Origin of the sequence: Promicromonospora aerolata, from assembly GCF_042682255.1 — a bacterium.
Classification (GTDB): domain Bacteria; phylum Actinomycetota; class Actinomycetes; order Actinomycetales; family Cellulomonadaceae; genus Promicromonospora; species Promicromonospora aerolata.
On sequence record NZ_JBHUHF010000001.1, the window covers coordinates 962,035 to 987,830 of the forward strand.

The following is a 25,796-nucleotide window of genomic DNA, read 5'->3' on the forward strand; positions in this document are numbered from 1 at the left end:
AGGTAGAGACCGCGGATGGGGAACACGAGCTCCGACGGTGCGTTGCGCGCGGCCTTGAGGTGCGGCAGCCAGGCCTCCGAGCCGATGTCCGGCAGGATCGGGTGGCGCGGCTTGCGGTGCCGGTTCCAGAAGTCGACGAACGCGTTGCGCAGCTCCCACACCGACGGCCCGGCGAGGCGCACGTGGGTGTCACGCCACTGCGTGGCGTACAGGGAGCCGATGTTGTACCCGCCGACGAAGCCGATCTCGTCGTCGACCACGAGGATCTTGCGGTGGTCACGGCCGGACGTACGGATGTTGAGGTACGCCATGCCCGGGCGCAGCACGGGAAAGCGCAGCACGTGCACGGCCGGCGGGAAGCGGAAGAACGAGTACGGCACGACGAGGTTGGCGAACCCGTCCACGATGACGTAGACGTCGACCCCGCGTGCGGACGCGTCGATGAGGGCCTGCTTGAACTGCTGGCCCACGTGGTCGTTCTTCCAGATGTACGACTCGAGCATCACGGTGCTGCGAGCGCCGCGGATGGCCTCGAGCATCGCTTCGAACAGGTCGGCGCCGTAGGTGTAGACGGTGGTGGCGGTCTGGTCGATGTGCTCGGTGAGCGGCTTCTCGGTGGGGAACTTCGCCGTGAGGGGGTGCAGGCGTCGGCGGACCATGTCCGTGACGGTGAGTGCGACGGCTGCTCCGACCGGTACGGCGGCCGCGATGATCGCGGCGCGGGTCGCGAGCGTGCGGGCACGCTGGACGAAACCGTATGGGAGGTCGAGGGTGAGCTTGGGGAGGTTGCGAGGGACCTTGCGAGACGCCACGGGCTCACGGTACCCGGTATCGGTGGGTTGGCACGGGATATCTCCGGGTCTCAGTCGATGGCGGTGGCCAGGGGGTGGGCGCGGATCGCGGCGGCGAGCTCGCCCTCGATGCGGTCGAGGTAGACGCCTGTGGTGGCGATCGAGGCGTGGCCGAGCAGCTCGGCGACGACCTTGACGTCCCAGCCGTCGGCCACGAGCAGGGTGGCGGTGGTGTGTCGCAGGGCGTGGGGGGTGGCTTCGCGCTGGTAGGGGGCGGGCATGCGGGCCACGGTGCGGGAGAGCAGGGCTCGGATCGCCTGGGTGTCGATGCGGCGGCCGCGCCAGGACAGCAGGAGGGCGCGTTGTGCGTCGGGGTCCTGGGGGCGTTTGGCGGCCAGGGTGGGGCGTAGGTGGGTGAGGTAGTCCTCCAGGGCGCGGGCGAGGGGTGGTGACAGGGTCACGGTGCGGGTGTTGCCGCCCTTGCCGCGGATGCGCCAGGTGGTGCGTTCGGGTTCGCGGGCGACGTCGTCGACGTCGGTGCGGGCCAGTTCCGAGACGCGGGGGCCGAGGACGAGCAGGAGTGCGACGACCAGCCGGTCGCGCAGGACGAGGTCCTGGTCGGTGCGGGCCGGTGCGTCGGCGGGGGTGGTGGTCAGCAGGCTGCGTGCTGCGCCGGCCGAGAGGGCGGTGCGGGCGGTGCGCAGGGTGCCGCGTACCTTGGCGGGCGGGGCGGCCCATTGCATGGGGTCGGCCTGTACCCAGCACTCGCGGGCGGCGTACGCGAGGAACCGGGTCACGGACTGCCGGAACCGGTTGACGGTCGCGGTGCTGCGTCCCGGTCCGGGTTTGCGGTCCGGGTCGGTGTACCGGGCGTCCGGTGCGGACTGGTAGCGCACCAGGACGGTGTCGACGTCGGGTCCGGTGACGTCGTCGAGGATGCGGTCGCGTCCGGTCAGCCGGCCGAACTCGGTGACGTCACGCGTGTAGCTGCGTGCCGTGGCGGGTGACAGGACGCCGCGGATCGTCTCGACCTCGACCGCCGCGAGATAGCGACGGGTGGCTTCGGCGACGGTGATGCGCTCGAGGCGCGGGGGAGCGACCATGACCGTCACCCTAGGCGCCACCACTGACACTCCCGATATGCCGGAATGTGCCGCTGACCTGCGATGCGACCGGCACCTCTCGACAGGTGCCCCGTGGGTGCGCCGTGGTACGACCGGCGGGGTGGCTCAGGCGAGGTCGCGGCGCCGCATCACGGTGAGCACCAGAGCGGTCAGGCCGACGACGTACGCGGCCACCGTCAGGGCTGCCCGGTCGCCGGGGACGACGTCGAGCACGCCCGGTGTGCCACCGGCGTCGACCAGCGACCCGACCAGGGACCCGGCCGCGGTGCCGGGCAGGAACAGGGTGAGCTGCTCCACGGCACCGAGCAGCGACCCCACACCGCGCAGCAGGTTCTCCACGACCAGTGCCCACACCAGCCCGAGACCCACCGCGAGCGCCGGTCCGCGGGCGAGGATGGCGATGGTGTAGCCGAGCAGTGCCCACATCTGCAGGACGAGGAGTCCGCCGCCGGTCGCGCGGGCGAGGTCGGTCGCCGTCGGCCAGGTGATACTCTCGCCCTCGGCCAGGGCGATGCCCGTGGACACGGCGGTGAACAGGGTGAGGGTCGCGGCGACGATGACGACGACGAAGATCGTCAGGGCCGTCAGGGAGCCGCCGACGGTGGCGAGGCGTCCTGGTCCCTGGGTCAGCGCGGTCTTCCAGGTGCCCCAGGCGAAGCCGTTGCCCGCGACCAGGGCGCCGAGCACCATGGCGAGCGCCCCGCCGAACAGGGGCATGCCCTGGACCAGGACGTCGGGGACGGCCTGGGGCAGCAGCCCGGTCAGGAGCGCGTCCCGTGCGGCGCCCGCGGTGGCGAAGCTCTCCGTGCCGGTGGCGTAGGAGACGTAGTCGAAGACGTACCCGAACGTCAGGGCCAGGGCGGTCCAGGCGCCGATGGTGATCCAGACGGCCGGCCACCGACGCAGCCGGAGCAGCTCCGCGCGGGTGCTGTCGAGGATGGCGGTCATGGGACGGGCTCCTTGATGGTCGTGGTGTCCGGTGCGGGGGTGGTGGTCATCTCGAAGAACACCTCTTCGAGGGTGCGTTCGCTGGGTGCCACCTCGTGCACGTCGGCTCCGGCGGTGACCAGGGCACGCGTCAGGCCGGGTGCGGCGGACGCGGGCAGGTCCACCCCGAGGGCGCCGCCCGGCAGGGGGCGGACGCCACCCGGGCCGGCCAGGCGTGCCGCGACGGCGAGCGCCGTGTCCTGCGGTGTGGCACGCACGCGGACGGTGATGCCGCCGCGCAGGTCGGCGACGGCTGCCTCGCGCAGGAGGCGGCCGTGGTCGATGACGCCGACGCGGTCGCAGATCTCCTGCACCTCGGTCAGGAGGTGGCTGGACAGCAGCACCGTGCGGCCGTCGCGCGCCAGGGACACGACCAGGTCGCGCATGTCGGCCATCCCCGCGGGGTCCAGGCCGTTGGTCGGTTCGTCCAGGATGATCAGCTCCGGGTCACCGAGCAGCGCCGCGGCGACCCCGAGGCGTTGCTTCATGCCCAGGGAGTAGCCCTTGTACGCGTCGTCGCCGCGCCGGGTCAGGTCGACCAGGTCGAGCACCCGCTCCACGTCCGTGCGAGGCAGGTGCTGGTAGCGGGCCAGGGAGCGCAGGTTGTCCCTGCCGGACAGGTACGGGTAGAAACCCGGCCCCTCCACGAGCGCGCCGACCCGTGCCGTCACGTCCTGCCGCCCTACCGCACGGCCCAGGACCGTCGCGTGCCCGGAGGTGGGCCGCACCAGGCCCAGCACCATCCGCAGCGTGGTGGTCTTGCCCGCACCGTTGTGGCCCAGGAACCCGTACACCTCGCCCCGCCGCACCGTCATGCTGACCCCGTCGACCGCCAGCCGGTCGCCGTACCGCTTGGTCAGCCCCTCCGTCCGCAGCACGAGCGCGTCGTCGTCCATGTCGTTCATGTCGTCGTCGTCCATGACCCCACCGTCGCGCCCCGGCCCGGTCACGGCGTCCGTCCCGGAGCGACACCCTCGTACGCAGGTTTGCGTAGCCGGCCGGCCGACGGCGCTCGCGGCGCCGCCCGGTGCAGGGCGAGGGCGGAGCTGGTCGGGCCGGACCGGCGGCCGTGATTCAATCCGTGGGTGCGTGCCATCCTCTTCGACGAGTTCCAGGGGCCCGCCGCCGTCCGGGCGGTGCCCGACCCCAGTGCCCCCGTCGGGGGAGTGGTGGTGCGGGTGCACGCCACCGGCCTGTGCCTGAGCGACTGGCACGCCTGGGCGGGGCACGACGGCGACATCACCTCCCTGCCGCACGTGCCCGGGCACGAGCTGGCCGGCACGGTGGCCGAGGTCGGTGCGGGTGTCACCGGCTGGCAGGTGGGTGACCGGGTGACCGTCCCGTTCGTCAGCGGCTGCGGTACCTGCCGGTGGTGCCGCGGCGGGCAGGCGCAGGTGTGCCCCGACCAGACCCAGCCCGGCTTCACGCACTGGGGGTCGTACGCCGAGCTCGTGGTGCTGCACGCGGCCGACGCCAACCTCGTCGCGATCCCCGAGGACGTCTCGTTCGAGACCGCGGCCGCCCTCGGCTGCCGCTTCGCCACCGCTTACCGGGCGGTGGCCGGACGCGCGGAGGTCCAGGCAGGGCAGTGGGTGGCGGTGATCGGCGCGGGCGGTGTCGGGCTCAGCGCCATCATGGTCGCCGTGGCGCGCGGGGCACGCGTCGTCGCGGTCGACCGGTCCGCGGCGGCACTGGAGATGGCCCGGCGGGCCGGTGCCGAGCGCACCGTGCTCGCCGACGGTCTCGACGTGCCCGTCGTCGTGCAGCAGGTGACCGACGGCGGCGCGCACGTCACGGTGGACGCCGTCGGCAGCGAGCAGACGTGCGCCGACGCGATCGGGAGCCTGCGCCGCCGTGGCCGGCACGTACAGGTGGGACTCTTCGCGCCCGTCGAGGGTGGCCCGCGCGTCCCCATGGGCCGGGTCATCGCCTGGGAGCTGGACGTGCTCGGCAGCCACGGCATGGCGGCGGCGGACTACCCGGAGATGCTCGACCTCGTGGCCTCCGGGGCGCTGCGCCCCCAGGACCTGCTCGACCGGGTGGTCGGCCTGGCGCAGGCCGCGGAGCTCCTGCCGACGATGGACTCGACGCCGCGCGCCGGGATGGTCGTGCTCGACCCGCGGCGGGCCTGACGGGCAGCCCACCCTCGGTCGGTGCGGGGCGTTGCTAACGCCCGGCGCCGCGCTTTCCGCGAGGCAGCAGCGCCACGGCGCCGGGTACGGCATTGCCGGCGACGGCGACACCGGTCACGACGAGCACGGCGCCCACGAGCTGGGTGGGCTGGGGCCGCTCCGCGAGGACGGCCGCGGCGAGCGCCAGCGCGAGGATCGGGTGGACGAGCAGCAGCGCCGCGGTCGTGCTCGGCGCGAGCTCGGCGCTGCCCGTGTTGATGAACATCCAGGCGATGACCTGGCCGAGGACGGCCAGCAGGAGCAACAGGAGCCACGAGCGGGCGGAGATGCCGGTGATGTCGAGGCCGGAGCCGAACGGGGCGAGGAGCGCGGCAGTGATCGCCGCGGACAGGGTCGCCCAGGCCAGCGACTGCACGGTCTTCCCGGGTGACGCCCGATTTCCGCGGCGGGTGAGATAGAGGTAGACGGCGTACCCGACGCCTGCGAGCACTCCGAGCACCGTTCCCGACACGACGCGGTCGCCGCCGGTCCCTGCGCCGGCGCCGATCCCGCCGACCATGACGATCCCCGCGCCCATCGCCGGGACCGCGAGGAGGAACCGTCGCGGTGGACGTTCACCGTCGAAGGCGAACGCGAGCGCGGGCAGGACGATCACCTGCACGTTGACCAGCACGGTGCTGATCCCGGCGCCGACGTGGTAGATCGACGCCGTCCACGCGGCGTAGTCCACACCCAGCGCGATCCCGGCGACGACGGCCCAGAGCGTGGCGGTCCGCGAGGCCGCACCCCGGCGTCGACGCTCCCACAGCGCGAGCGGCACCAGGAACGCGCAGGCGATCGCGCAGCGCAGGACCGCGGTGGTGGACGGGTCGACCCCGGCGAGCTTGACGAGGACCGCCGAGCCGGAGAGACACAGCGCCCCGGCGAGCACCGACAGGGATGCGGCTCTGCGTGATCGTGCCGTGCTCTGGCGTCTCGGCTGCGCGATCGTCCTGGTCTTCTCCACGCAGGTGACGCTATGGGCCGGAATTGCGCTCGTCTACGACCGGTTTGTTGGACCAAGTCATAAGCTAACGTTAAGAATATGTGGGAATGGAATCGGCTCAGAGCACTCGACGCGCTCTCCCGCACCGGTTCGGTCAGGGAAGCCGCCACGCTGCTCGGCATGTCGGGGCCGGCGGTCTCCCAGCAGCTCAGGCGACTGGAGGCCGAGGCCGGGGTCAAGGTTGTCGAACCGTGCGGACGAGGCATCCGGCTCACCTCCGAGGGGGAGGTGCTGGCCCGCTACGCGGGGCGGGTGGCAGCCCTGATGCAAGAGGCCGACAACGCCGTGCACGCCCGCGACCCGCTGGCCGGCGTGGTCCGTATCGGTGCGGTCGCGTCGGCGGTCAGGACGGTCCTCACGACCGAGCTCGCAGACCTGCGCGCGGCCCATCCAGGCGTCGACGTGTTCGTCGAGGACGGCGAAGCGGTCGACCATGTTCGCCGGCTCGCGGAGGGGCACCTGGACCTCGTGATCGCCGAGTCATGGTCCCCGACCCCGGTCCGGCTCCCTGCTGGTCTGACGTACCGGCGGCTCGCCAGGGAGGAGGCCTACATCGCGCTGCCCGCCGGCCACCCGGGACACACCAGGGCAGAGGTCGATCTCCGGGACCTCGAGGGCGCGTCCTGGGCCACCTGCCCAGCAGGGTCCGACCCGCATGTCGCGCTCACCCAGATCGCTCACTCGCGCGGGGTCGACGTGGACGTGCGCTTTCACGTCGCGGACCACGTCACGCAGATCGAGCTCGTCCGCGCTGGGCTCGCCGTGGCGTGCGTCCCTGCCTCCGCTCGCCGGTACGCCTCCGACGACGTCACGTTCCTCCCGCTGGCCGAGCCCCTGTGGCGAGAGCTCGTCCTCGCCACCAACCGGCGCGGCAGCAGCCGCGCGGTGCTGCACCTCGCCGACCGGCTTGCTCGGCTCGGCGGCGACTGACTGGCGGTGAACCCGCGCAGCCTGCCTGCTGCCCGACCCCGGGTTGGGCTCAGGCCGGGTCGTAGCCTCAGTCGCGCCTCAGGTGGCCCAGCGCAGGAGCGCGTCGAGCGGCGCCGGCACCCGGTCGAGGGGCAGCGCCTGCGCCAGACGGCGCCCGTAGCGTTCCTTGCGTCCACCCTTGGACCCGATGAAGCGGTGCAGCTGCTGGGTCGTGGTCCGCTCGCGCTGAGCCGGCTGACCCTGCAGGCGCTCGAAGCTGCGCAGCTCGCCCTCGGCGGCGATCAGGGCGAGGAACCCGTCGATCCCGACCGCCCGGATCAGCTCGTCCTCCAGGTCCCGGTCGCAACGGAAGAAGCCGACGTCGGACAGGGGAGTGGTCGACCCGAACGGACGCAGCCCCACCCGGTCCAGCCCGTTGACGACGAAGCGCTCCTCCGCGGCGTCGTACAGGCCGCCCAGGCGAACGTCCTGCTCGCCCAGCGCGACGAGATGGTGGCCGATGTTGGTGATCCCGCCCATCGCCAGGACCTGCACGCCGAGGTCGGCGAGGGGGAGGCCCAGACGGGCCGCGAGCGTCTCGACCGCCGCACGGTCGCTCTCACCCTCGACGAGCACCGCGGTACGCGTCGAGGCGGTGATGACTCCTGCGAGGTTCATGGTCTCCGGATCGTATGCCGGGGGCGGGCGTCCGTGCCGCGGTATTCGTGGCCTGCTAGCGTATTGATCTTGCTTCTTGGCGGGTAACGGTTGTGTTGCGCTATACACAATGCTTTGGATCGGTTGGTAGTTGAATGGGTGCGGGCGAGTGGGGCGGTCGTGGCTGACGGTCATCCAGTGAGAGGGGTGTTGTGATGGGTGCGCAGTGAGCGCTGTGCAGTGATGGACGTGCAGTGATGGACGTGCAGTGGCAGGTGTGCAGTGAGCGCTGTGCTCGGGAACGCCGCGCCCGGGTGTGTCTGGCGGGGTGTGCCCGGCGGCGGCATGTATGCCTGGCGGCGGCGTGCCGGGGCGGCTGCAGGGCCATGAGATCGGTCAGTTGGGGCGCCTGGAGCTGGATCAGATGTCGGTTGGAGCGTTCTGGCCCGCGGGTTCGGCCAGTTGGGGCGTCCAGGTCTGTGAGTTCGGTCGGATGGGAGGTCTCGATCCGTGAGTTCGGTCCGTTGGTATGAGATCGGTCAATTAACCGACCGATCTCATACCAACGGACCGAACTCACGAGACCAGAACCAGCAAGCGACCGAACTCGGTGACCGAACTCCACCGACCTCGCGGGCGGGTCGGCGGGCTGGCGGGTGTGCAGCTCAGAGCGGGTCGCGGGCACAGGGTGCCGGGGCACGCGGGCACGCTGCAGAGGTGCAGGACTGCAGGGCAGGGGCGCAGGGCTGCAAGCGCACCTACAGGGCACCGCACCCCGCCAGTCAGGGCCTCTTTCAGCGCCGTAATGACATAATGTGCATTATCGGTTCTGGACCAGGATGGGCGTCGTGCCAGGAACCGGCGCCGTAAAGGTGGTCAGACCGGGCAGAATTGCACCGATGACTTCCGAGCTCACGATGCACCGCCTCGACGGCACCCTCCGCGCCAGCCCCACGGTCCGCCTCGGGGACGACGTCGAACCAGGCTGGCGTGACGCGCTCACCGCCTGGGCGCGCTCGCACGGCCTGGAGATCACCGACCGCGACGCGACCCTCGCCATCACGACTCGTCCCGACCACGCGAACGGCGCCGCCTGGGTCCACTCACCCTACGCAGGTATAGAGCACCTGGCGCCCGCCCTGCCCGGCGACGTGCTGCTGACCCGTACGACCGGGACGATGCCGGAGCGCATCGCCGAGTACGTGCTGGCCTGGGTCCTCGCCGACCGCTGGCAGACGGCCCGCTACCTCGCCGACTCGGCGACGGCCACATGGGACCCCTCCGACCCGCCGGTACCACCCGACCGCAACGGGGCCGTCGTGATCGGTACCGGCGCCATGGGAAGCGCGATCGCCCGGGCGCTGAGGGTCGTCGGGCACCGCGTGACGGGCCTCAGCAGGAGCGGACGCCCGGACGACGCCTTCGACGCGGTGCTCCCCCTCGCCCGGGCCCTCGACCCGGCCGACTCCGAACGGCCAGGGCACGACGAGGCGCGACTCGACGCACCTGGCACCGACGTCGTCGTGCTCGCACTCCCCCACACCCCGCAGACCGCCGGCGTCATCACCCCTGAGCTCCTCCAGACGTTCGACGGCGTACACCTGATCAACATCGGACGCGGATCGGCTCTCCGCACGGACACGCTGCTGCACGCCCTCGACACCGGCCGGGTACGGCACGCGACGCTCGACGTCACCGAGCAGGAGCCCCTCGACCCCGCCTCTCTCCTGTGGCGCCGGCCCGACGTCACCATCACGCCCCACATCTCCGGGCTCACACTGCCGTCCGACGTCGTCGCGGCCCTCGAGGAGGCGCTCACGCAGATCCGGGCCGGCGTCCGTCCGACGTCGGCGGCCGCGCGCGAACGAGGCTACTGAGCCGTACCCGGACACCGAGTCACCCGGCGCCAGTCACCCTGCGACGGCGGGCCCTACCGTGACGCTGCCTACTGGGGCGCGAACGGCCACTCCTCGAAGGACATGCAGCGCCCGTCGTCGTCGAGCTCGAGGACCCACAGGTCACGCCAGCGATCGCCCGACGCGCCGTACTCGACGTCGACCCGGACGACAGCCGTCGAACCGTCCACGGCGATGACCTCGGCGCTCATCGTGAAGGGCTCGTCCGGTCCGTCCCGCTCCGCGTCCCAGAAAGCCGCGAGCGCCGGCAGCCCTTCGATGGGTGGCGCCCAGGGTGAGGTGCGGTAGGTGGCGTCGAGGGTGAAGAGCTGCGCGAGGCCGTCGGTGCCGGAGGTGCGCCAGAGCCGTTCGTAGCTGCTGATCCAGGCTTCGGCGGTGGCGTGGTGGGTCATGTGTCGAGGTTACTCAGTGGTGTGTGGTGCGGGTCGGTCCACCTGCGCGGCGAGGCTCTGGGGTGCCTGGATGCAGTAGGAGTCGGTGAGCAGCTCGGTCAGCTCGTCCCAGTCGGTGCGCTGGTCCAGCACGATGCCGACGACGTTGGTGCCCCAGCTCGTCTTGAAGTACTGGGGGCCGAGGTGCTGGAAGGCCTCGACCTCGTCGGGTTCGGCACGGAACGTGATCCGGACCAGGCCGTCCTCGCCGCCGAACACGTGGCCGACCGTCGCGTCCCGGACCTTCCAGGCGACGCCGGTCCAGGCGTCGTGCTCCGCGCACTCCGGGAGGTGTTCGAGGATGGCAGCGAGCCGCAGGACGGTCTCGGCGGGGACGGGTGCACGTTCGCTCACGTCGGTGAGTCTGGCACCCGCCACTGACATGGTCGGTCGGCGGTGCTCCGGGTGCGGGTCAGACGAGGCCGAGCTCGCGTGCCCGGACGCCCGCCTGGAAGCGTGACCCGGCGCCCAGGGCGTCCATCAGCTCGGCGACGCGGCGGCGGTAGGTGCGGACGCCGAGGTGGAGCGTGCGGGCGGCGGCCTCGTCCTTGACGCCCTTTCCGAGGAGGTCGAGCACCTGGGGCGCGAGCTCACGGATCTCGGCGATCTGGGTGTCGTAGACGGCAAGGTCGGTGGCGGAGCGCCAGGCCGCATCGAACAGGGAGATGACGCCCTGGACCGCCTCGGGTTGGGTGAGGATGCTGAAGCTGCGCCGGCCGGCTTGGAGGTCACCGGCCAGGATCACGATCCGGCGGTCCAGGACGATCGTCTCGTTGATCTCGTCGCTGGTGATGCGGATCTCCGCGCCGTGCAGGTCCCGTGCCCTGGCCACGGTCCGTGCCGCCACGGGGTCGAGCAGCATCCCGGACCGGTAGACCTTGCGGATCCGGGCGTCGGCCGGCCGGTGGTGGCGGTACGACTCGCCGAGATCCGCGGCCATCCGGGCCCCGGCCCAGGTGAAGAGGTCGTTGGCGGCACACGCGACGTCGGAGGCCGACGCGAACAGGTGCATCGTCCGTTCGAACAGCTCCTGCTCGCCGTGCACGATCGTGACAGCCTCACCCGTCTGCATGGCTCCGAGTCTGCCCGCGAGCGCCCGGTCGCGCCAGGTTCGGCAGCAAGTTGCCATCGGTGTGGTCAGGGCTGGGGGTGGCGTGATGCTGGCTGCATGACGACAGAGGCGAACATGACGACGACGGTGCCGGATGCGGCGGCGGCTGGTACGTGGCAGCTCGGTGACCGGACGGTCAACCGGGTGGGTCTGGGTGCGATGCGGCTCGTGGGCATGCCGTGGGACACGACGCCCCGCGGTCGCGAGGGCTCGATCGCCGTGCTGCGGCGCGCGGTCGAGCTCGGCGTGAACCACATCGACACCGCCGCGTTCTACTTCACGCCTGTCCGGTCGGCCAACGAGCTGATCAGCACGGCCCTGCAGCCCTATGGGGACGACCTGACGATCACGACCAAGGTCGGGCCGTCCCGGGTCCGGAGCGGTGACTTCGAGGAGATGGCACGGCCCGAGCAGCTCCGTGGCCAGGTCGAGGAGAACATCCGTCAGCTCGGTCGGGACCACCTTGACGTCGTGAACCTGCGCTGGGGCACGCGGATGGCCGGCGAGGGCCGCGAGCCCGAGTCGGTGGCCGAGCACTTCGGGGCGCTCGCGGAGCTGCGCGAGGCGGGCCTGATCCGCAACCTCGGTGTCTCCAACGTCCTCCCGGAGCAGCTGACCGAGGCGATGACGATCGCCCCGGTGGTGTGCGTGCAGAACCAGTACGGCCTGACGAGCCGGGAGGACGACGCGGTGCTCGCCCTGTGCGGTGAGCACGGGATCGCGTTCGTGCCGTTCTTCGCTGTCGGTGCGGCGGTGCCGGGTGCGTCCCCGCGGGGCGGTGCCGACGAGACCGGCCAGGCGGAGGTCGCAGCGGTCGCTGCCGCGCACGGCGCCACCCCTGCTCAGGTGCGGTTGGCCTGGACCCTGCATCGTGGTTCGCACGTGCTGGCGATCCCCGGTACGGGTAGCCCGGCGCACCTGGAGGAGAACGTCGCGGCGGGGGCGCTGCGCCTGACGGACGAGGAGGTCGCGGTGCTGGACGGGATCGCCCCGGCGGCTGCCTAGGAGGGTGGGGCGGGTGGTCGGCGCGCGGGACTCGTGCTCGGTACGGGTCCCGCGGGCGTCGGCCCGGCGGTAGCGTGGCGGCCGTGCGGATCGCGGTCACCGGTTCGACCGGGGCGTTGGGGAGTCAGGTCGTCGGCCTTCTTGCGGCCGGTGGCCTGGCTTCGTCGTCGCCGGCTTCGTCGCCGCCGTCATCGGTGGGGTCGGGGCTCGAGCTCCTGGCGCTCGCGCGGCGTCCGGACGCGGTGCGGGCGGCGGTGGGCCCGGTGGCGTGGGATGCCGGTGTGGTGGTGCCGGTGCGCGCGGACTACGGCGACGTGGCGTCGCTGTCTTCGGCGCTGCGGGGTGTCGACGTGCTGGTGTTCGTCTCGAGCGATGGTGACGCGGCGCGCATGATGGTGCACCACCAGAACGTCGTGCGGGCGGCCGTCGCTGGTGGGGTGGGGCACGTCGTGTATCTGAGCGGTGTGGACGCCGACCTGGGCTCGCCGTTCTGCTACGCGTTCACCAACGGGTACACGGAGGGGTTGCTCGCGGCGAGCGGGTGTGGTTTCTCGTTCGCGCGGGCGTCGCTGTTCACCGAGTTCTTCGCGGCGTTCCTGCGGCCGGCGCTGGCATCCGGGGTGCTGCGGGTGCCGGGTGGTGGTGGGCGGGTCGCTCTGGTGGCCCGGGCCGACGTGGGGCGGTGCCTGGCCGCTCTCGCGCTGCTGCCGCCGAGCGGCCGGCACCATGACCTGACGGGGCCGGCCGCTCTGACGTTCGACGACGTGGCGGGTGTGCTGTCCGCGGTCGCGGGCCGGCCGGTGCGTTACGCCGACATCCCGGCGGACGTGCAGGTCGAGGAGCTGGCCAGGGCGGGTGTGGACCCGTGGTGGGCGTACGCGTACTCGACGATGTTCGCGTCCGTCCGGCAGGGCCGGTGGGGCGCCGTCTCGGACGAGGTGCTGCGGCTGACCGGACGGGTCCCGGTGTCCGTGGCGGACGCCGTGCGGCCCGCCGCCTGACCGGCGGCGGGCACCGGTCAGCGGCACCGGTCAGGCGCACCGGTCACCTGTACTGCGCGGCGATGGGGCAGTCCATCGGGTTGGCGTAGCCGAGCCCGACCCGGTTGAGGTAGTCGACGATGATGCCGTAGGACTCGAACAGCCCGGTCTCCGTGTAGGGGATGTCCCGCTCGGCGCAGAAATCCTGCACGATCGGGCGCACGTGGCGCAGGTTGACGCTGGGCATCCGCGGGAAGACGTGGTGCTCGACCTGGTAGTTCAGGCCGCCCATGGCCCACGCGACGAATCGTCCGCCCCGGATGTTGCGCGAGGTGAGGACCTGGCGGCGCAGGAAGTCGATGGACGTGTCCTTGGGGAGCAGCGGCATCCCCTTGTGGTTCGGCGCGAACGTGGCGCCCATGTAGACGCCGAACACGGCGAGCTGCACGACGAGGAACGCCGCGCCGAGGGCCGGGCCGAGCGTGAGCAGGACGAGGGCCGGGAACCCGATGAGCCGGATGCCGAGGAGCACGCTCTCCGCGACGCGGTGCTTGACCTGCGGCATCGTGACGAGGGTCTGGACGGAGTTGTAGTGCAGCACCGGGCCGAACAGCGCCAGCATCGGGAAGAACAGCCAGCCCTGGCGGCGCGTGACCCAGCCGAGGAACCCGGAGCGCCCGACCTCTTCGCCGGGCACGAAGACGAGCGCCCCGGTGGCGATGTCGCCGTCCTTGCCGATCACGTTGGGGTTGCCGTGGTGCCGGTTGTGCTTGCGGTTCCACCAGCCGATGCTGAGCCCGACCACCAGGTTGCCGATGATCCGGGAGAACCACTCGTTGTGCTTGCTGGTGGCGAAGACCTGCTGGTGCCCGCCGTCATGGGCCAGGAACGCGAACTGCGTCAGGACGACCCCGAACAGCGCGGCCACGGCGAGCTGCCACCAGGTGTTGCCGAGGGTGAGCAGCAGCACCACGGCGAGCGCCAGGCTCGCGGTCAGGACGACGGTGCGGCGGGCGTACCAGCCGACGCGGCGGCCCATGAGCCCGGCGGCGTTGGCGCGTTCGACGAGGTCGAAGTAGTCGTTCGTCTGCTGGTTTCGGGCTGAGCGGGCCGAGCGTGCCGGCCGGGCCAGGTGTGGCGGTGCGTCGGTCGTCGTCGTCATGGGCGTCAACCTAGGAAGCGGGCGGTGCTGTGCGCGTCCCCCGCGGGAGCCAACCTCACCCCCTACGTGAGTAGTGGGGGCTCGTCGTCGACGATGGGCAGGGTGGCGGTGAGCTCGAAGCCGCCGTCCGGGGTGCGGCCTGCGGTGACGCTCCCGCCGAGGGCGGCGGCGCGTTCCCGGATGCCGGCCAGGCCCAGCCGGGCGCCGGGTGTGGGGTCGTCGGTGCGTTCGGGGGGTGTGTTGCTGACGCGGACGGTGAGATCGTGCTCGTCCTCGGTGATGGCGACGGTCACGACGGACCCGGGGGCGTGCCGCAGGGCGTTGCTGAGGGCCTCCTGGACGACGCGGAACCCGGTGAGCCCGACGGCGTCGGGCACCACGGCGTCCGTGCCGGCGTAGGCGATCTCGACACCGGAGGCCCGCGTGGACTCGACCAGCTCGGCGACGTCGAACAGCCCGGGCAGGGGTGCCGTCGGTGCGGTGTCGTGGCCACGCAGGATGCCGAGCAGTCCCCGCATCTCCCCCAGTGCCCGCCGGGAGGATGCGGCGATCTCCTCGAACTCCTGCTGGATCGCCTCGTCGAGGCCGGGCTGGCGGTAGCGGGCGGTGGAGGCCTGGACGGTGATGACGGACATGCTGTGCGCCACGACGTCGTGCAGCTCCCGGGCGATCCGGTTGCGTTCCTCGAGCTCCCGGCGGCGGCCGGCCTCGGCGGCCGTGAGCCGTTCGGCCTGCTCCATGCGCACCACGCTCAGGATCCACAGCCGGACGATGACGCCCACGAGGGCGATGCCGCCGCTCAGGGAGACGAGCACGACGCCGTTGGCGACGGAGCTCGCGCGCGGTCCGTCGATGAACGCCGCGGGCGCGAGGACGGTCAGCATGGCGCCGGCCAGCCAGAGGGACGCCGCCCAGTACCACGCGTGCCGCAGGGCGAGCACGAACACGGTCAGGCAGTGGGTGAGCAGCACCGTGACCGGCCACGGCCAGGGCCACTCGGGCGCGGCGTCGGCCGTGACGACCATCAGGCCGAGCGCCCCGGCGACGGACGCGGGCAGCCCGGCCCAGGGCCAGCGCACCGCCAGGATCGCCGCGGCGCAGTGCACGATGGTCCACGCCATGGCCGCCGCCGGGTGCGTGCCGTACCCCGATGCGGTGACCGGCCAGCCGACCGCGACCAGCGCGACCGCCGCGATGGAGACCACGCTCCACATCCAGACGACCTCGCGCCGCGCGATCGAGACCGTGGGTACGTCCAGCCGGGTCAGGGAGCGCAGCACCCGGGGCAGCCTTCGCCAGCGTCGTTCGCCACGGCCGGGCGCTGCGGCGTCGCGCGGCACCGGCGGAGCGTCATGTGGGTGGTCCATTCTTTGCAGGTTATGCGGTCGGGCACGTGCGCCGCGTCACCCCTGAGGGCTAACCGGCGTCATACCTCCGGCGGTCGGATAGTTTGGTCCCATGTCACCAGCACTCGATGTCGTCGACGACGCGATCCGGGTGCTGATCGTCGACGACCAGTCGATGATCCGTGCTGGCTTCGCAGCCCTCCTGGATGCGCACGAGGGAATCACGGTAGTCGGCACGGCCGACGACGGCGCGGGAATTTCCGACGTCGTACGCCGCACCCAGCCGGACGTCGTGCTGATGGACATCCGGATGCCGAAGGTGAGCGGGCTGGACGCCGCCCGCACGATCATCGGTATGCCCGGCACCCCGCCCAAGGTGATCATGCTGACCACGTTCGACGCCGACGAGTACGTCTTCGCGGCGCTGCGCGTGGGTGCGAGCGGCTTCCTGCTGAAGGACTCGCCGCCCGAGGAGCTCACGCACGCGGTCCGCGTCGTGGCCGCCGGCGAGGCGCTCCTGTCCCCCAAGATCACCCGGGCCCTGATCGCGGACTACGCGGCGCGCCCGACCCTGCCCTCCTCGCCCGACGCCACGCTGTCCACGCTGACCGACCGTGAGCTCGACGTCATGAAGCTCGTCGCTGCCGGCCGGTCGAACGCCGAGATCGCCGCCGCCCTGTACCTCGCCGAGCAGACCGTCAAGACGCACGTCTCGCGCATCCTGAACAAGCTCGACCTGCGCGACCGGACCCAGCTGGTGGTCTGCGCCTACGAGTCCGGCCTGGTGCGGGCCGGGCGCTGACCCCCCCCCCCGCACCTGCCGGCTACTGCCCGACGTACTGCGCCAGGTGCTCCCCCGTGAGCGTCGACCGTCCCGCCCGGGCCTGCGCCACGAGCGCGGCGGGCGTGCCCTCGAAGACGACCCGGCCGCCGTCGTGGCCGGCCCCGGGGCCCAGGTCGATGATCCAGTCCGCGTGCGCCATCACCGCCTGGTGATGCTCGATCACGATGACCGACTTACCGGACTCGACCAGCCGGTCCAGCAGCCCGAGCAGGTTCTCGACGTCCGCCAGGTGCAGGCCCGTGGTCGGCTCGTCCAGCACGTACACACCACCGTCGCGCGCCATCTCGACAGCGAGCTTGAGCCGCTGCCGCTCGCCGCCCGAAAGCGTCGTCAACGGCTGCCCGATGCCGAGGTAGCCGAGCCCCACGTCGGCCAGCCGCCGCAGGATCTTGTGCGCTGCGGGGACCGGAGCGGGCCCGTCCTTCGTGAAGAACGCCTCGGCCTCCGCCACCGGCATCGCGAGGACCTCGCTGATGTCCTTGCCGCCACCCGCGCCGGACCCCGTCCCCCCGAGCGTGTACACGAGTGCCGAGGCGTCGAACCGCTTGCCGCCGCAGTCCTCGCACGTGGTCGAGACGGTGTCCATGAACCCGAGCTCGGTGTAGATCACGCCCGCACCCTTGCACGTGGGGCACGCACCCTCCGAGTTCGCGCTGAACAGGGCCGGCTTGACCCCGTTCGCCTTGGCGAACGCCTTGCGGATCGGGTCCAGCAGACCCGTGTACGTGGCCGGGTTGGACCGCCGCGACCCCTTGATCGCGCCCTGGTCGACGGTCACGACGCCCGCGTCGCCGGGCAGCGAGCCGTGGATGAGCGAGCTCTTGCCCGAACCGGCCACACCCGTCACGACCGTCAGCACCCCCAGCGGCACGTCCACGTCGACGTCCTGCAGGTTGTGCGTGCTCGCCCCGCGGATCTCCAGCGTGCCCGACGCCTCCCGCACCGCGTCCTTGAGCTGCGCGCGGTAGCCGAGGTGGCGTCCGGTCAGGGTGTCGCTGGTGCGCAGCCCCTCGACCGTGCCCTCGAACTGCACGGTGCCGCCCGCCGACCCCGCGCCCGGGCCCAGGTCGACCACGTGGTCCGCGATGGCTATCGCCTCCGGCTTGTGCTCCACGACCAGCACCGTGTTCCCCTTGTCGCGCAGCTCGACCAGCAGGTCGTTCATCCGCTGGATGTCGTGCGGGTGCAGGCCGATCGTCGGCTCGTCGAAGACGTACGTGACATCCGTGAGCGCCGAGCCGAGATGCCGGATCAGCTTGGTGCGCTGCGCCTCTCCCCCGGACAGCGTGCCCGACGGCCGGTCCAGCGACAGGTACCCCAGACCGATCTGCACGAACTTGTCGAGCTGGTGCAGCAGGTTGGCCAGCAGCGGCCCCGTCGACGCCCCGGCGTCCGACGCCGCGAGCGCCTGCACCCAGACCGCCAGGTCGCTGATCTGCATCGCGCACGCGTCCGCGATGCTCACCCCGTCGATCCTGGCCGACCGGGCCGCCTCCGCCAGCCGGGTACCCGCGCACTCGGGGCACGTCACGAACGTGACCGCCTGCTCGACGAACGCCCGGATGTGTGGCTGGAGCGACTCGACGTCCTTGCTGAGCATCGACTTGCGCACCTTGGGCACCAGACCCTCGTAGGTGATGTTGATGCCCTTGGCCTTGATCTTCGTGGGCTCCTTGTACAGGAAGTCGTGCAGCTCCGTCTCCGTGTACTCGCGGATCGGCTTGTCCGGGTCCAGGAAGCCGGACTCGCTGTAGCTGCCCACCATCCAGCCACCCGGGGTGTACCCGGGGATCTTGATCGCGCCGCCGTTGAGCGACAGCGAGTCGTCGAAGAACCGCGTCAGGTCGAGGTCGGAGACCTGGCCGCGCCCCTCGCAGCTCGGGCACATGCCACCGTGGTACACCTGCTCACGGACTATCGTCTTCTCGCCCGTCGCCGAGGTCATCACCCCGCTCGCCTTGCGGGCGGGCACGTTGAACGAGAACGCGATCGCCGGCCCGATCTGCGGCTGCGCGAGGCGGCTGAACAGGATCCGCAGCAACGCGTTGGTGTCCGTCACCGTCCCGAGCGTGGACCGCGGGTTCGCCCCCAGCCGCTCCTGGTCCACGACGATCGCCGTGGTCAGCCCGTCCAGCCGGTCCACCTCCGGGCGGTCCAGCGACGGCATGAAGCCCTGCACGAACGCGCTGTACGTCTCGTTGATCATCCGCTGCGACTCCGCCGCGACCGTCGCGAACACCAGCGAGCTCTTGCCCGACCCCGAGACCCCGGTGAACACCGTGAGTCGACGCTTGGGGATCTCGAGGCTGATGTCCTTGAGGTTGTTCTCCCGCGCCCCTTGGACCCGGATCAGGTCGTGGCTGTCCGCGGGGTGCGGCACCCCCGGTGCGGTGTCCTGCGCCGCCGGGGTGCTCGTCGTGGTTGTGCTCGCCGTGTTCATGCTCGACCTTCCATGACGGTCACGCGGGACGCGGACCAGGTTGCTGGCTCCGGCTCGTGCGTCGTGGCGGGACCGGTCCGCCGGACCACGCGCCGAACGGTGCTGGGAACGGCGCCGGGTGTGGTGCCGGGTGCCGTGCGGAGCGTGGTGGGACGTGCCGCGGCCTGGGCTGCTGCACGGGCGCTCGCGGTCAGGCCGGGGATGCACATCGCGGACTCAGAGCTGCTTGATGCGGACGGTGTTGCCCGCCGGGTCCCGGAACGCGCAGTCTCGGAAGCCGTACGGCTGGTCGACGGGCTCCTGCATGACCTCGGCGCCGCTGGCCTGGACCCGTTCGAACGTGGCGTCGAGGTCGTCGGCGCCGAGGATGATCGCCGAGTAGGTCCCCTTGGCCATCATCTCGGCGATGGTCTGCCGCTCGGCGTCGGTGACGCCGGGGTCGGCGGCCGGCGGGGTCAGCACGATCGAGGTGCCGGCCTGGCCGGCGGGGCCCACGGTGATCCAGCGCATGGTGCCCTGGCCCACGTCGAGGAGGACCTCGAACCCCAGGGCGTCACGGTAGAAGGTGAGCGAGGCCTCCGGGTCCGTGTGCGGGAGGAACGTCTGGTGGATGGTGATGCCGGTGTCGGTGCTCATGCCAGTCACGCTAAGGCCCCCCTGCGGGTGTGCGCTTCTCGATTCCTGACCGGCCCGAGGTGCTCCGGACGGGCCGGGTGACCTGTTTGGCGATGCAGGCCGGCAGTCCGGCGGTGTCGACGGATGCCGCCGCCGCCAGCGGGTCGTCGCGGTAGACGCTGGGCGGGACGCCGACCAGCTCGGTGAAGCGGGTGCTGAACGTGCCGAGGGACGAGCAGCCGACGGCGAAGCAGACCTCCGTGACGCTGAGCTCGCCGCGGCGCAGCAGCATCATGGCGCGCTCGATGCGCCGCGTCATGAGGTAGCTGTACGGCGACTCGCCGTAGGCGGCCTTGAACTGGCGCGAGAGGTGCCCGGCCGACATGTGCACCCCGGCCGCGAGCGCCGGGACGTCGAGGGGCTGGGTGTACTCGCGGTCCATGCGGTCGCGCACGCGGCGCAGGAGCGTGAGGTCGCGCAGGTGGTCCGGGTCGGCGGCTCTGCTCGTCACGTAGGTGATGGTGCCATGGGGGGTGGTTTCTGGCGCGTGAAGTGGGCTGGTGGGGTGCTCGGCGCTGTGACCTGGGGCGACTTGGGGGCGGGTGGGAACAAAGGTGACCGTTTCTTCCGTTCTATGGGTGGAATGAGCGGCTGTCCGACGTCGTGGGCCGAGGGTTGGTGCCCTGTGCCTGGCGTTGTGGCTCGTCCTGGTCCGTGTGCTGTTCAGCGCTCTCTCAGGGTGTTCCCGGTGTTCGCGGATCGGCGCGCGCGATGCTGCTCACCCGGCCCCCGACGAATGGAGGACCATGTGACGACTCCCGTACTACGGCCCCGGTCACGCGAGGTCGGCGGCCTGGCCGACTCTCCTGGTGCGACGCCCGGTCCGGTGCTGATCGTGGTGGGTGGTGTGCCGGGTGCGGGCAAGAGCACCCTCCTGGCTCGGATCGCCGATGACGTCCCGGGCGGCGTGGTGCTCGATCCCGACCGGTACCGGCGTCGGCTCGCGTCGCGCGTGCCGTCGTGGTTGCCGTACGACGTGTACCGGTGGGCGGTGCACACGCTGCATGCGGTCGTCGTTCTGGTGCGGGTCCTGCGGGGGCCCGGTTCGGGTGTTCCGCTGCTGGTGCACGACACCGCTACCCGGGAGCGGCGGCGGGAGGCGCTGGGCCTGCTGGCGCGGTCGCGGGGGTGGGACCCGGTGCTGGTGGCGGTCGACGTGTCGTTGGCGGAGGCGCTCGACGGGCAGCTGGATCGTGGCCGGGTGGTGCGGCCGGAGCAGTTCGTGCGGCACTGGTCGCGGTGGACGGCGCAGCGGGCGGCCTTCGCGGGTGCGGACGGTGGCCCGCGGGGCCCGTGGTCGGGGGTGTACCTGATGGCTCGGTGTGATGCGTTCCGGCAGGTGCGGGACCTGGCCAGGTGGCGGGTGGCGGGCCAGGTCAGGTAGGTCTGCTGCACCACGGTGCGGGCGGGCGCGTCTCTGGTGGGGTCTACCGCGGTGGGGTCTATCGCCAGCCGAGGGCGGGCGCGACGTGCCGCAGGATGTTCTCGATGACGTGCGCGTTGTAGTCGACGCCGAGCTGGTTGGGCACGGTGAGCAGGAGGGTGTCGGCGGCCTGTACGGCCTCGTCCGCCCGCAGGTCCTCGACGAGCGTGTCGGGCTCGCCGGCGTACGTCTTGCCGAAGCGGGCGGGGCCGGTGTCGAGGCGGCCCACCTGGTCCTCGCTGTAGACCTCCATGCCGAAGTACTGCCGGTCGCGCTCGTCGGTGATCGGGAAGATGCTGCGGCTGACGGACACACGCGGGGCGTGCTCGTGCCCTGCCTCGGCCCAGGCGTCGCGGAACCGCTGGATCTGTTCGGCCTGCAGGCGGTGGAACGGGATGCCCGTGTCCTCGGTCAGCAGGGTGGACGACATCAGGTTCATCCCCTGGGCGGCGGTCCACTCGGCCGTGGCCCGCGAGCCCGCGCCCCACCAGATGCGGCGGCGCAGCCCCTCGGAGTGCGGCTCGATGCGCAGCAGCCCGGGCGGGTTGGGGAACATCGGCCGGGGGTTCGGCTCGGCGAAGCCCTCGCCGTCGAGCACCTCCAGGAAGCGTGCGGTGTGCGCGCGGGCCAGGTCGGCCGCGCCCGCGTCCGTGGTGGCCGGCTCGTGGCCGAAGTACCGGTACCCCTCGATGACCTGCTCGGGTGACCCGCGGCTGATGCCGAGCTGCAGCCGGCCGCCCGAGATCAGGTCCGCCGCCCCGGCGTCCTCGGCCATGTACAGCGGGTTCTCGTAGCGCATGTCGATCACACCGGTGCCGATCTCGATGCGGCTGGTGCGGGCGCCGACCGCCGCGAGCAGCGGGAACGGCGAGGCCAGCTGGCGTGCGAAGTGGTGCACGCGGAAGTAGGCGCCGTCGGCGCCCAGCTCCTCGGCGGCGACGGCCAGGTCGATCGACTGCAGCAGCGCGTCCGACGCCGAGCGTGTGCCCGACTGCGGGTGCGGCGTCCAGTGTCCGAACGACAGGAATCCGATGTTCTTCATGCTGACCTCAACCTCCCCGGGGCAGCTGCCCCGTCCCGGGTCCCAGGACCGTTCCCGAACCGTTACCGGACTCGGGGCATCGTTTTCCGGGTCCCGTGCGTCTCTATCAGTGTGAGCAACAGTGTGAACAACAAGAACGCCTTCCGTCCCGACAGCTACACCCAGCAGGAGTCCGTCCGCTGGTGGATCCCGCTCGTGGCGTCCACCGGCGCGCTGCTCGTCCTGGTCCTCGGCACCGCCGCGGTGGTCAGCAGCCTGGTGAACTCCACCATCAGCGGCATCGGCTGACCTCGGCCGACCGGTAGCACCCCGCCGCGGCCGACCGCGGCAGCCGCTACGCCTGCTTGCGCACCGCGTCGGCCACCGCGTCGGCGACCCGGTGATCGAACACGCCCGGGATGATGTAGGCGCTGTTGAGCTCGTCCGACCCGACGACCTCCGCGATCGCGACCGCCGCCACCCGCAGCAGCTCCGTGGTGATGTCCTTCGCACCCGTGTCGAGCAGGCCACGGAACAGCCCCGGGAACGCGAGCACGTTGTTGATCTGGTTCGGGTAGTCGCTGCGGCCCGTCGCCACCACCGCCGCCGTCTCGGCGGCCTCGAGCGGGTCCACCTCGGGCGTCGGGTTGGCCAGGGCGAACACGACGGCCCCCTCGGCCATCTGCGCCACGTCCGCCCCCGACAGGATCCCGGCCGCCGAGACCCCGATGAACACGTCGGCCCCCTTCAGGCCCTCCTGGAGGGTGCCGGCGAACCCGTCGACGTTGGTGTTCTCCACGATCCAGCGCCGGTGCGGGTCGTCGGTCCGCACCCCGGCGTGCAGGGCGCCGTCCCGGCCGAACGCCACGATGTGGCGCGCGCCCTGCGCCTTGAGCAGCCGGATGATCGCGTTGCCCGCTGCGCCGACGCCGGACACCACGATCCGCACGTCCTCGAGCCCCTTGTCGACGACCTTGAGGGCGTTGACCAGAGCCGCCAGCACCACGATCGCCGTGCCGTGCTGGTCGTCGTGGAACACGGGGATGTCCAGCTCCGCCCGCAGCCGCGCCTCGATCTCGAAACAGCGCGGCGCCGCGATGTCCTCCAGGTTCACGCCCCCGTACACGGGCGCCAACGCTTTGACGATCCGCACGATCTCGTCGGTGTCGGTCGTGTCCAGGCACACCGGCCACGCGTCGACCCCGCCGAACTCCTTGAACAGGGCGGCCTTGCCCTCCATGACGGGCAGGGCAGCGGCCGGGCCGATGTCCCCCAGGCCGAGCACCGCGGTGCCGTCCGTGACCACCGCCACCGTGTTCCGCTTGATCGTCAGCCGGCGCGCGTCCTCGGGGTTGTCCGCGATGGCCAGGCACACCCGGGCCACGCCCGGCGTGTACGCACGCGACAGGTCGCGCCGCGTCTTGAGCGGCACCTTGTTGGTGACCTCGATCTTGCCGCCCAGGTGCATCAGGAACGTCGAGTCGCTCGACTTGAGCACCTCGGCGCCCTCGATCGCGTTCACCGCCGCCACGACCCGCTCGCCGTGCTCCGCGTCGATCGTGTCGCACGTGACGTCCACGACCAGGCCGTGCGACGTCGAGTGTGCGATGTCCACCCCCATCACCGCACCCCCGGCGTCCGCTACCGCCGCTACCACCGTGCTCGTGGCACGCTGCGACGCTGCCACCTCCACGCGCAGGGTGATCGTGTAGCTCGGGCTGGGCAACGACATCGTGGTCTCCTCGGTCACGCGCGCGGGAGTCCGCGCACGAAGAGATTCCTACCGGCAGGACGTGACGTGCGCCACACGGGACCGCTATCCGGACGGCGCCGCCCCGCTCGCCACCGAAGATGGTGCCGTGCACATCACCACCGAATCGCCCGGCCGCGACGACGTCCGCCGGCTCCTGGACGAACACCTCACCGACATGTTCGCCACGTCCCCGGCCGACAGCGTGCACGCGCTGGACCACTCCGCCCTGCTCGCCCCGACCATCACATTCTGGACCGCACGCGACGACGACACCCTGCTCGGGTGCGCCGCACTCAGCGAGCTCGACCCGCCCACGAGCCAGGAGCCCGGCACCCCGGCCCGCCACGGCGAGATCAAGTCGATGCGCACCACCGCACCGGCCCGGGGGCGGGGCGTGGCGTCGGCCCTGCTGCGGACCGTCCTGACCGAGGCGGAGCGGCGCGGGTACCCGCGCGTGAGCCTCGAGACCGGGACGCAGGACTTCTTCGCGCCGGCCCGCCGCCTCTACACCCGCCACGGGTTCACCCCCTGCGACCCGTTCGGCAGCTACGTACCCGACCCGCACAGCGTGTTCATGACGCTGGAGCTGCCGGCCGCCCTGCGGCCCGCCGCAGCCGGTCGCGCAGGTTCGTGAGCCGGCGCCCGTCCAGCCCCGCATACCGGAGGTAGGCGACCGGGTCCAGGCCGGCGAGCCACTCCAGGAGCGCCGCCCGGCGCTCGCGGACGCGTACGTCGACCTGCGCGGTCGTCCACGTCTCCCCCGGGTGCTGCACCCAGGCGCCCCGCTCGACGTCGTACGCGATGCCGCCACGGTCGGTCGCCCCGCGGAACGCCTGCTCGTAGTCGTCGGCGATCGCCTGATGCTCCACCCCGGCCAGGGCCAGCAGCAGCGCCGTGACCATCCCGGTGCGGTCGCGTCCAGCGGAGCAGTGCACGAGCACCGGTCCCGGCGCGTCGGCGAGCGCCCGGAAGACCGCGCCGAGCAGGTGCGGGTACATGGCGGTGTTGGGGGCGTAGGAGCGCGGGTGGTCGAGCCAGGGGCCGCAGGTCTCCAGGAAGTGCGGGTCGCCAGGGTCCTCGGTCGGGGTGCGGTGCGTGACGAGCACGGCCGGGCGCACGGCCTCGGGGGTCGGGTCGTGCGCCTGCGCGATCTCGGCCGCGTTGCGCAGGTCGACGACGGTGGTGAGCCCCGCGGCGAGCGCCTCGGCCCAGCCGGTGGAGGTCATGGGTTCGGGGGCGCCGGAGCGCCAGACGCGTCCCGGTGCGGTGGTGCCGCCGTCGGCGAGCGGGAGCCCGCCGAGGTCGCGGAGGTTGACGGCGCCGTCCCAGCCGTTCGCGGGGTTGCTCATGGGCGGCATCGTGCGTCGGGGCGGGTGCCGGGTCAACGGGGAGAACTGCCCCTGGACACCGGGTGGCGGCGTCCGCGCTACGGGGGTGTCAGCGGCGTCGGATCACGCTCGCATTGTGTCCTGAAGGTGCCGGAAGGAGCAGCGGAAAAGGCCGGCGGGCGACGGTGCCGGCCCCTATCCGAAAAAGTTCACCCGCACCCGGGCAGCACGTTCATCGGGTCGCAGCCGTACTTGGCTTGTGCGAGTACGAGAACCGCCCAGACGAAGGCCAGGAGCATCGCCGTGCCGACGAGGATGTTCAGGACCGGGTAGGTTCCGTCCTGTAGCACGGGCGCTAGTGCAAGGGCTGCTCCCGCCAGCAGGCAGCCGAGCGTGACGAGGGTGATCGGGCTGGTCAGCGTGCCGGAGGCGGATGGCTCCAGCCATCCGAACCGGTCCCCCAAAAGCACCAGTGCCACGTACGGCAGAGCGAATCCGAGCGCCGCGATGGCGCGCCAGTCCATGACCGAAAGCTTCGACAACACCATGACCTCCCCTTTTGACCCACCCCGGGCGGTGGCCAAACACCCACGACAAGTGTTAATAATCGGGGGGCGGTCCGCCATCCCCGGTAGTGATTTTCACAAAATCCGACATATTCGTACTATCTCCACTTTCAGGGCTCCCGCGCTGATGGCACCCTGTGGCGCGTCGTA

The 25,796-nt window shown here is 71.8% G+C and carries 26 protein-coding genes and 1 pseudogene; 9 read left to right on the forward strand and 18 right to left on the reverse strand.

All coding sequences use genetic code 11. The annotated features are described in order from the left end of the window. Nucleotides 1–224 precede the first annotated feature (224 nt). The 4 genes and pseudogenes from ACFSL2_RS04380 to ACFSL2_RS04395 all read right to left on the reverse strand — a co-directional run. Nucleotides 225–659: pseudogene (locus ACFSL2_RS04380) on the reverse strand (phospholipase D-like domain-containing protein); the annotation flags it as partial. A gap of 203 nt (nt 660–862) precedes the next feature. Next, the gene (locus ACFSL2_RS04385; RefSeq protein ID WP_377196667.1) at nt 863–1,894 is read right to left on the reverse strand and encodes a tyrosine-type recombinase/integrase; all 1,032 of its coding nucleotides are present in this window, start codon (nt 1,892–1,894) and stop codon (nt 863–865) included. A gap of 126 nt (nt 1,895–2,020) precedes the next feature. Then, complete coding sequence (locus ACFSL2_RS04390) at nt 2,021–2,863, reverse strand: ABC transporter permease (RefSeq protein WP_377196668.1); 843 nt, start codon at nt 2,861–2,863, stop codon at nt 2,021–2,023. Next, on the reverse strand, nt 2,860–3,822 hold the full coding sequence (locus tag ACFSL2_RS04395; protein ID WP_377196669.1) for an ABC transporter ATP-binding protein: 963 nt from the start codon (nt 3,820–3,822) through the stop codon (nt 2,860–2,862). Before ACFSL2_RS04395 ends, ACFSL2_RS04390 begins: the two co-directional genes overlap by 4 nt. 165 nt (nt 3,823–3,987) lie before the next feature. On the opposite strand from ACFSL2_RS04395, the gene ACFSL2_RS04400 reads away from it, so the two are divergent. Continuing rightward, nucleotides 3,988–5,034 carry a zinc-dependent alcohol dehydrogenase family protein gene (locus tag ACFSL2_RS04400; protein WP_377196670.1) on the forward strand — a complete coding sequence of 349 codons (1,047 nt, stop codon included), beginning with the start codon at nt 3,988–3,990 and terminating at the stop codon, nt 5,032–5,034. 34 nt (nt 5,035–5,068) lie between these two features. Here the strand turns inward: ACFSL2_RS04400 and ACFSL2_RS04405 are convergent, their stop codons facing one another. Further along, complete coding sequence (locus tag ACFSL2_RS04405; protein WP_377196671.1) at nt 5,069–6,040, reverse strand: DMT family transporter; 972 nt, start codon at nt 6,038–6,040, stop codon at nt 5,069–5,071. A 78-nt stretch (nt 6,041–6,118) separates the two neighbouring features. On the opposite strand from ACFSL2_RS04405, the gene ACFSL2_RS04410 reads away from it, so the two are divergent. Then, a complete protein-coding gene (locus ACFSL2_RS04410; RefSeq protein ID WP_377196672.1) occupies nt 6,119–7,009 on the forward strand; it encodes a LysR family transcriptional regulator in 891 nt (296 codons plus the stop codon). Nucleotides 7,010–7,087: 78 nt separating this feature from the next. Here the strand turns inward: ACFSL2_RS04410 and ACFSL2_RS04415 are convergent, their stop codons facing one another. Beyond that, a complete protein-coding gene (locus ACFSL2_RS04415) occupies nt 7,088–7,666 on the reverse strand; it encodes a TOPRIM nucleotidyl transferase/hydrolase domain-containing protein (RefSeq protein ID WP_377196673.1) in 579 nt (192 codons plus the stop codon). Nucleotides 7,667–8,544: 878 nt separating this feature from the next. Here ACFSL2_RS04415 and ACFSL2_RS04420 point away from each other — a divergent pair. Beyond that, nucleotides 8,545–9,522, forward strand: a complete 978-nt coding sequence (locus ACFSL2_RS04420; protein WP_377196674.1) for an NAD(P)-dependent oxidoreductase — start codon at nt 8,545–8,547, stop codon at nt 9,520–9,522. Between the two features lie 68 nt (nt 9,523–9,590). Here the strand turns inward: ACFSL2_RS04420 and ACFSL2_RS04425 are convergent, their stop codons facing one another. The 3 genes from ACFSL2_RS04425 to ACFSL2_RS04435 are packed head-to-tail and all read right to left on the reverse strand — an operon-like array spanning nt 9,591 to nt 11,064. Beyond that, entirely contained in the window at nt 9,591–9,953 is a 363-nt protein-coding gene (locus ACFSL2_RS04425; protein WP_377196675.1) for a nuclear transport factor 2 family protein, read from the reverse strand. 9 nt (nt 9,954–9,962) lie between these two features. After that, a complete protein-coding gene (locus ACFSL2_RS04430; protein WP_377196676.1) occupies nt 9,963–10,346 on the reverse strand; it encodes an MmcQ/YjbR family DNA-binding protein in 384 nt (127 codons plus the stop codon). Between the two features lie 58 nt (nt 10,347–10,404). Beyond that, nucleotides 10,405–11,064, reverse strand: a complete 660-nt coding sequence (locus tag ACFSL2_RS04435) for a DNA-binding response regulator (RefSeq protein WP_377196677.1) — start codon at nt 11,062–11,064, stop codon at nt 10,405–10,407. Nucleotides 11,065–11,160: 96 nt separating this feature from the next. On the opposite strand from ACFSL2_RS04435, the gene ACFSL2_RS04440 reads away from it, so the two are divergent. Together ACFSL2_RS04440 and ACFSL2_RS04445 are read left to right on the forward strand one after the other, a co-directional pair. After that, on the forward strand, nt 11,161–12,108 hold the full coding sequence (locus ACFSL2_RS04440; protein WP_377196678.1) for an oxidoreductase: 948 nt from the start codon (nt 11,161–11,163) through the stop codon (nt 12,106–12,108). Nucleotides 12,109–12,191: 83 nt separating this feature from the next. Further along, nucleotides 12,192–13,109, forward strand: coding sequence for an NmrA family NAD(P)-binding protein (locus ACFSL2_RS04445; protein ID WP_377196679.1), 918 nt, complete (start codon nt 12,192–12,194; stop codon nt 13,107–13,109). A gap of 43 nt (nt 13,110–13,152) precedes the next feature. On the opposite strand, the gene ACFSL2_RS04450 is transcribed toward ACFSL2_RS04445, so the two are convergent. Beyond that, nucleotides 13,153–14,250, reverse strand: a complete 1,098-nt coding sequence (locus tag ACFSL2_RS04450) for a fatty acid desaturase family protein (protein WP_377196680.1) — start codon at nt 14,248–14,250, stop codon at nt 13,153–13,155. 62 nt (nt 14,251–14,312) lie between these two features. Then, nucleotides 14,313–15,617, reverse strand: a complete 1,305-nt coding sequence (locus ACFSL2_RS04455; RefSeq protein ID WP_377196681.1) for a sensor histidine kinase — start codon at nt 15,615–15,617, stop codon at nt 14,313–14,315. A gap of 91 nt (nt 15,618–15,708) precedes the next feature. Here ACFSL2_RS04455 and ACFSL2_RS04460 point away from each other — a divergent pair, with 91 nt between their 5' ends. Further along, nucleotides 15,709–16,398, forward strand: a complete 690-nt coding sequence (locus tag ACFSL2_RS04460; protein ID WP_377196682.1) for a response regulator — start codon at nt 15,709–15,711, stop codon at nt 16,396–16,398. Nucleotides 16,399–16,420: 22 nt separating this feature from the next. Here ACFSL2_RS04460 and ACFSL2_RS04465 read toward each other — a convergent pair whose 3' ends face one another. The 3 genes from ACFSL2_RS04465 to ACFSL2_RS04475 all read right to left on the reverse strand — a co-directional run bounded on the left by ACFSL2_RS04465 (nt 16,421) and on the right by ACFSL2_RS04475 (nt 20,006). Further along, complete coding sequence (locus ACFSL2_RS04465; protein ID WP_377196683.1) at nt 16,421–18,880, reverse strand: ATP-binding cassette domain-containing protein; 2,460 nt, start codon at nt 18,878–18,880, stop codon at nt 16,421–16,423. A gap of 216 nt (nt 18,881–19,096) precedes the next feature. Beyond that, complete coding sequence (locus tag ACFSL2_RS04470; RefSeq protein ID WP_377196684.1) at nt 19,097–19,516, reverse strand: VOC family protein; 420 nt, start codon at nt 19,514–19,516, stop codon at nt 19,097–19,099. Between the two features lie 10 nt (nt 19,517–19,526). Next, a complete protein-coding gene (locus ACFSL2_RS04475) occupies nt 19,527–20,006 on the reverse strand; it encodes a helix-turn-helix transcriptional regulator (protein WP_377196685.1) in 480 nt (159 codons plus the stop codon). 297 nt (nt 20,007–20,303) lie between these two features. On the opposite strand from ACFSL2_RS04475, the gene ACFSL2_RS04480 reads away from it, so the two are divergent. Then, entirely contained in the window at nt 20,304–20,939 is a 636-nt protein-coding gene (locus ACFSL2_RS04480) for an AAA family ATPase (RefSeq protein ID WP_377196686.1), read from the forward strand. A gap of 58 nt (nt 20,940–20,997) precedes the next feature. Here ACFSL2_RS04480 and ACFSL2_RS04485 read toward each other — a convergent pair whose 3' ends face one another. Next, nucleotides 20,998–22,020 (reverse strand): LLM class flavin-dependent oxidoreductase, encoded by a 1,023-nt coding sequence (locus ACFSL2_RS04485; protein ID WP_377196687.1) that lies wholly within the window; start codon nt 22,018–22,020, stop codon nt 20,998–21,000. Nucleotides 22,021–22,131: 111 nt separating this feature from the next. Between ACFSL2_RS04485 and ACFSL2_RS04490 the strand changes: the two genes are divergently transcribed. Further along, nucleotides 22,132–22,308 (forward strand): hypothetical protein, encoded by a 177-nt coding sequence (locus ACFSL2_RS04490; RefSeq protein WP_377196688.1) that lies wholly within the window; start codon nt 22,132–22,134, stop codon nt 22,306–22,308. A gap of 46 nt (nt 22,309–22,354) precedes the next feature. Here ACFSL2_RS04490 and ACFSL2_RS04495 read toward each other — a convergent pair whose 3' ends face one another. Then, the gene (locus ACFSL2_RS04495) at nt 22,355–23,731 is read right to left on the reverse strand and encodes an NAD-dependent malic enzyme (protein WP_377196689.1); all 1,377 of its coding nucleotides are present in this window, start codon (nt 23,729–23,731) and stop codon (nt 22,355–22,357) included. A gap of 127 nt (nt 23,732–23,858) precedes the next feature. Here ACFSL2_RS04495 and ACFSL2_RS04500 point away from each other — a divergent pair, with 127 nt between their 5' ends. Further along, complete coding sequence (locus ACFSL2_RS04500) at nt 23,859–24,386, forward strand: GNAT family N-acetyltransferase (RefSeq protein ID WP_377200765.1); 528 nt, start codon at nt 23,859–23,861, stop codon at nt 24,384–24,386. Here ACFSL2_RS04500 and ACFSL2_RS04505 read toward each other — a convergent pair. Then, on the reverse strand, nt 24,325–25,101 hold the full coding sequence (locus ACFSL2_RS04505) for a tyrosine-protein phosphatase (RefSeq protein WP_377196690.1): 777 nt from the start codon (nt 25,099–25,101) through the stop codon (nt 24,325–24,327). The genes ACFSL2_RS04500 and ACFSL2_RS04505 overlap by 62 nt on opposite strands. Nucleotides 25,102–25,289: 188 nt before the next feature. After that, nucleotides 25,290–25,622 carry a hypothetical protein gene (locus ACFSL2_RS04510; protein WP_377196691.1) on the reverse strand — a complete coding sequence of 111 codons (333 nt, stop codon included), beginning with the start codon at nt 25,620–25,622 and terminating at the stop codon, nt 25,290–25,292. Between the last annotated feature and the right edge of the window lie 174 nt (nt 25,623–25,796).

What these genes read in the sequence shown, in the direction of transcription:
- ACFSL2_RS04385 (WP_377196667.1), bottom strand. Translation starts at nt 1,894, where the DNA reads ATGGTCGCTCCCCCGCGCCTCGAGCGCATCACCGTCGCCGAAGCCACC.
- ACFSL2_RS04390 (WP_377196668.1), bottom strand. Translation starts at nt 2,863, where the DNA reads ATGACCGCCATCCTCGACAGCACCCGCGCGGAGCTGCTCCGGCTGCGT.
- ACFSL2_RS04395 (WP_377196669.1), bottom strand. Translation starts at nt 3,822, where the DNA reads ATGGACGACGACGACATGAACGACATGGACGACGACGCGCTCGTGCTG.
- ACFSL2_RS04410 (WP_377196672.1), top strand. Translation starts at nt 6,119, where the DNA reads ATGTGGGAATGGAATCGGCTCAGAGCACTCGACGCGCTCTCCCGCACC.
- ACFSL2_RS04415 (WP_377196673.1), bottom strand. Translation starts at nt 7,666, where the DNA reads ATGAACCTCGCAGGAGTCATCACCGCCTCGACGCGTACCGCGGTGCTC.
- ACFSL2_RS04420 (WP_377196674.1), top strand. Translation starts at nt 8,545, where the DNA reads ATGACTTCCGAGCTCACGATGCACCGCCTCGACGGCACCCTCCGCGCC.
- ACFSL2_RS04425 (WP_377196675.1), bottom strand. Translation starts at nt 9,953, where the DNA reads ATGACCCACCACGCCACCGCCGAAGCCTGGATCAGCAGCTACGAACGG.
- ACFSL2_RS04435 (WP_377196677.1), bottom strand. Translation starts at nt 11,064, where the DNA reads ATGCAGACGGGTGAGGCTGTCACGATCGTGCACGGCGAGCAGGAGCTG.
- ACFSL2_RS04440 (WP_377196678.1), top strand. Translation starts at nt 11,161, where the DNA reads ATGACGACAGAGGCGAACATGACGACGACGGTGCCGGATGCGGCGGCG.
- ACFSL2_RS04450 (WP_377196680.1), bottom strand. Translation starts at nt 14,250, where the DNA reads ATGACGACGACGACCGACGCACCGCCACACCTGGCCCGGCCGGCACGC.
- ACFSL2_RS04455 (WP_377196681.1), bottom strand. Translation starts at nt 15,617, where the DNA reads ATGGACCACCCACATGACGCTCCGCCGGTGCCGCGCGACGCCGCAGCG.
- ACFSL2_RS04460 (WP_377196682.1), top strand. Translation starts at nt 15,709, where the DNA reads ATGTCACCAGCACTCGATGTCGTCGACGACGCGATCCGGGTGCTGATC.
- ACFSL2_RS04465 (WP_377196683.1), bottom strand. Translation starts at nt 18,880, where the DNA reads ATGAACACGGCGAGCACAACCACGACGAGCACCCCGGCGGCGCAGGAC.
- ACFSL2_RS04470 (WP_377196684.1), bottom strand. Translation starts at nt 19,516, where the DNA reads ATGAGCACCGACACCGGCATCACCATCCACCAGACGTTCCTCCCGCAC.
- ACFSL2_RS04485 (WP_377196687.1), bottom strand. Translation starts at nt 22,020, where the DNA reads ATGAAGAACATCGGATTCCTGTCGTTCGGACACTGGACGCCGCACCCG.
- ACFSL2_RS04495 (WP_377196689.1), bottom strand. Translation starts at nt 23,731, where the DNA reads ATGTCGTTGCCCAGCCCGAGCTACACGATCACCCTGCGCGTGGAGGTG.
- ACFSL2_RS04505 (WP_377196690.1), bottom strand. Translation starts at nt 25,101, where the DNA reads ATGAGCAACCCCGCGAACGGCTGGGACGGCGCCGTCAACCTCCGCGAC.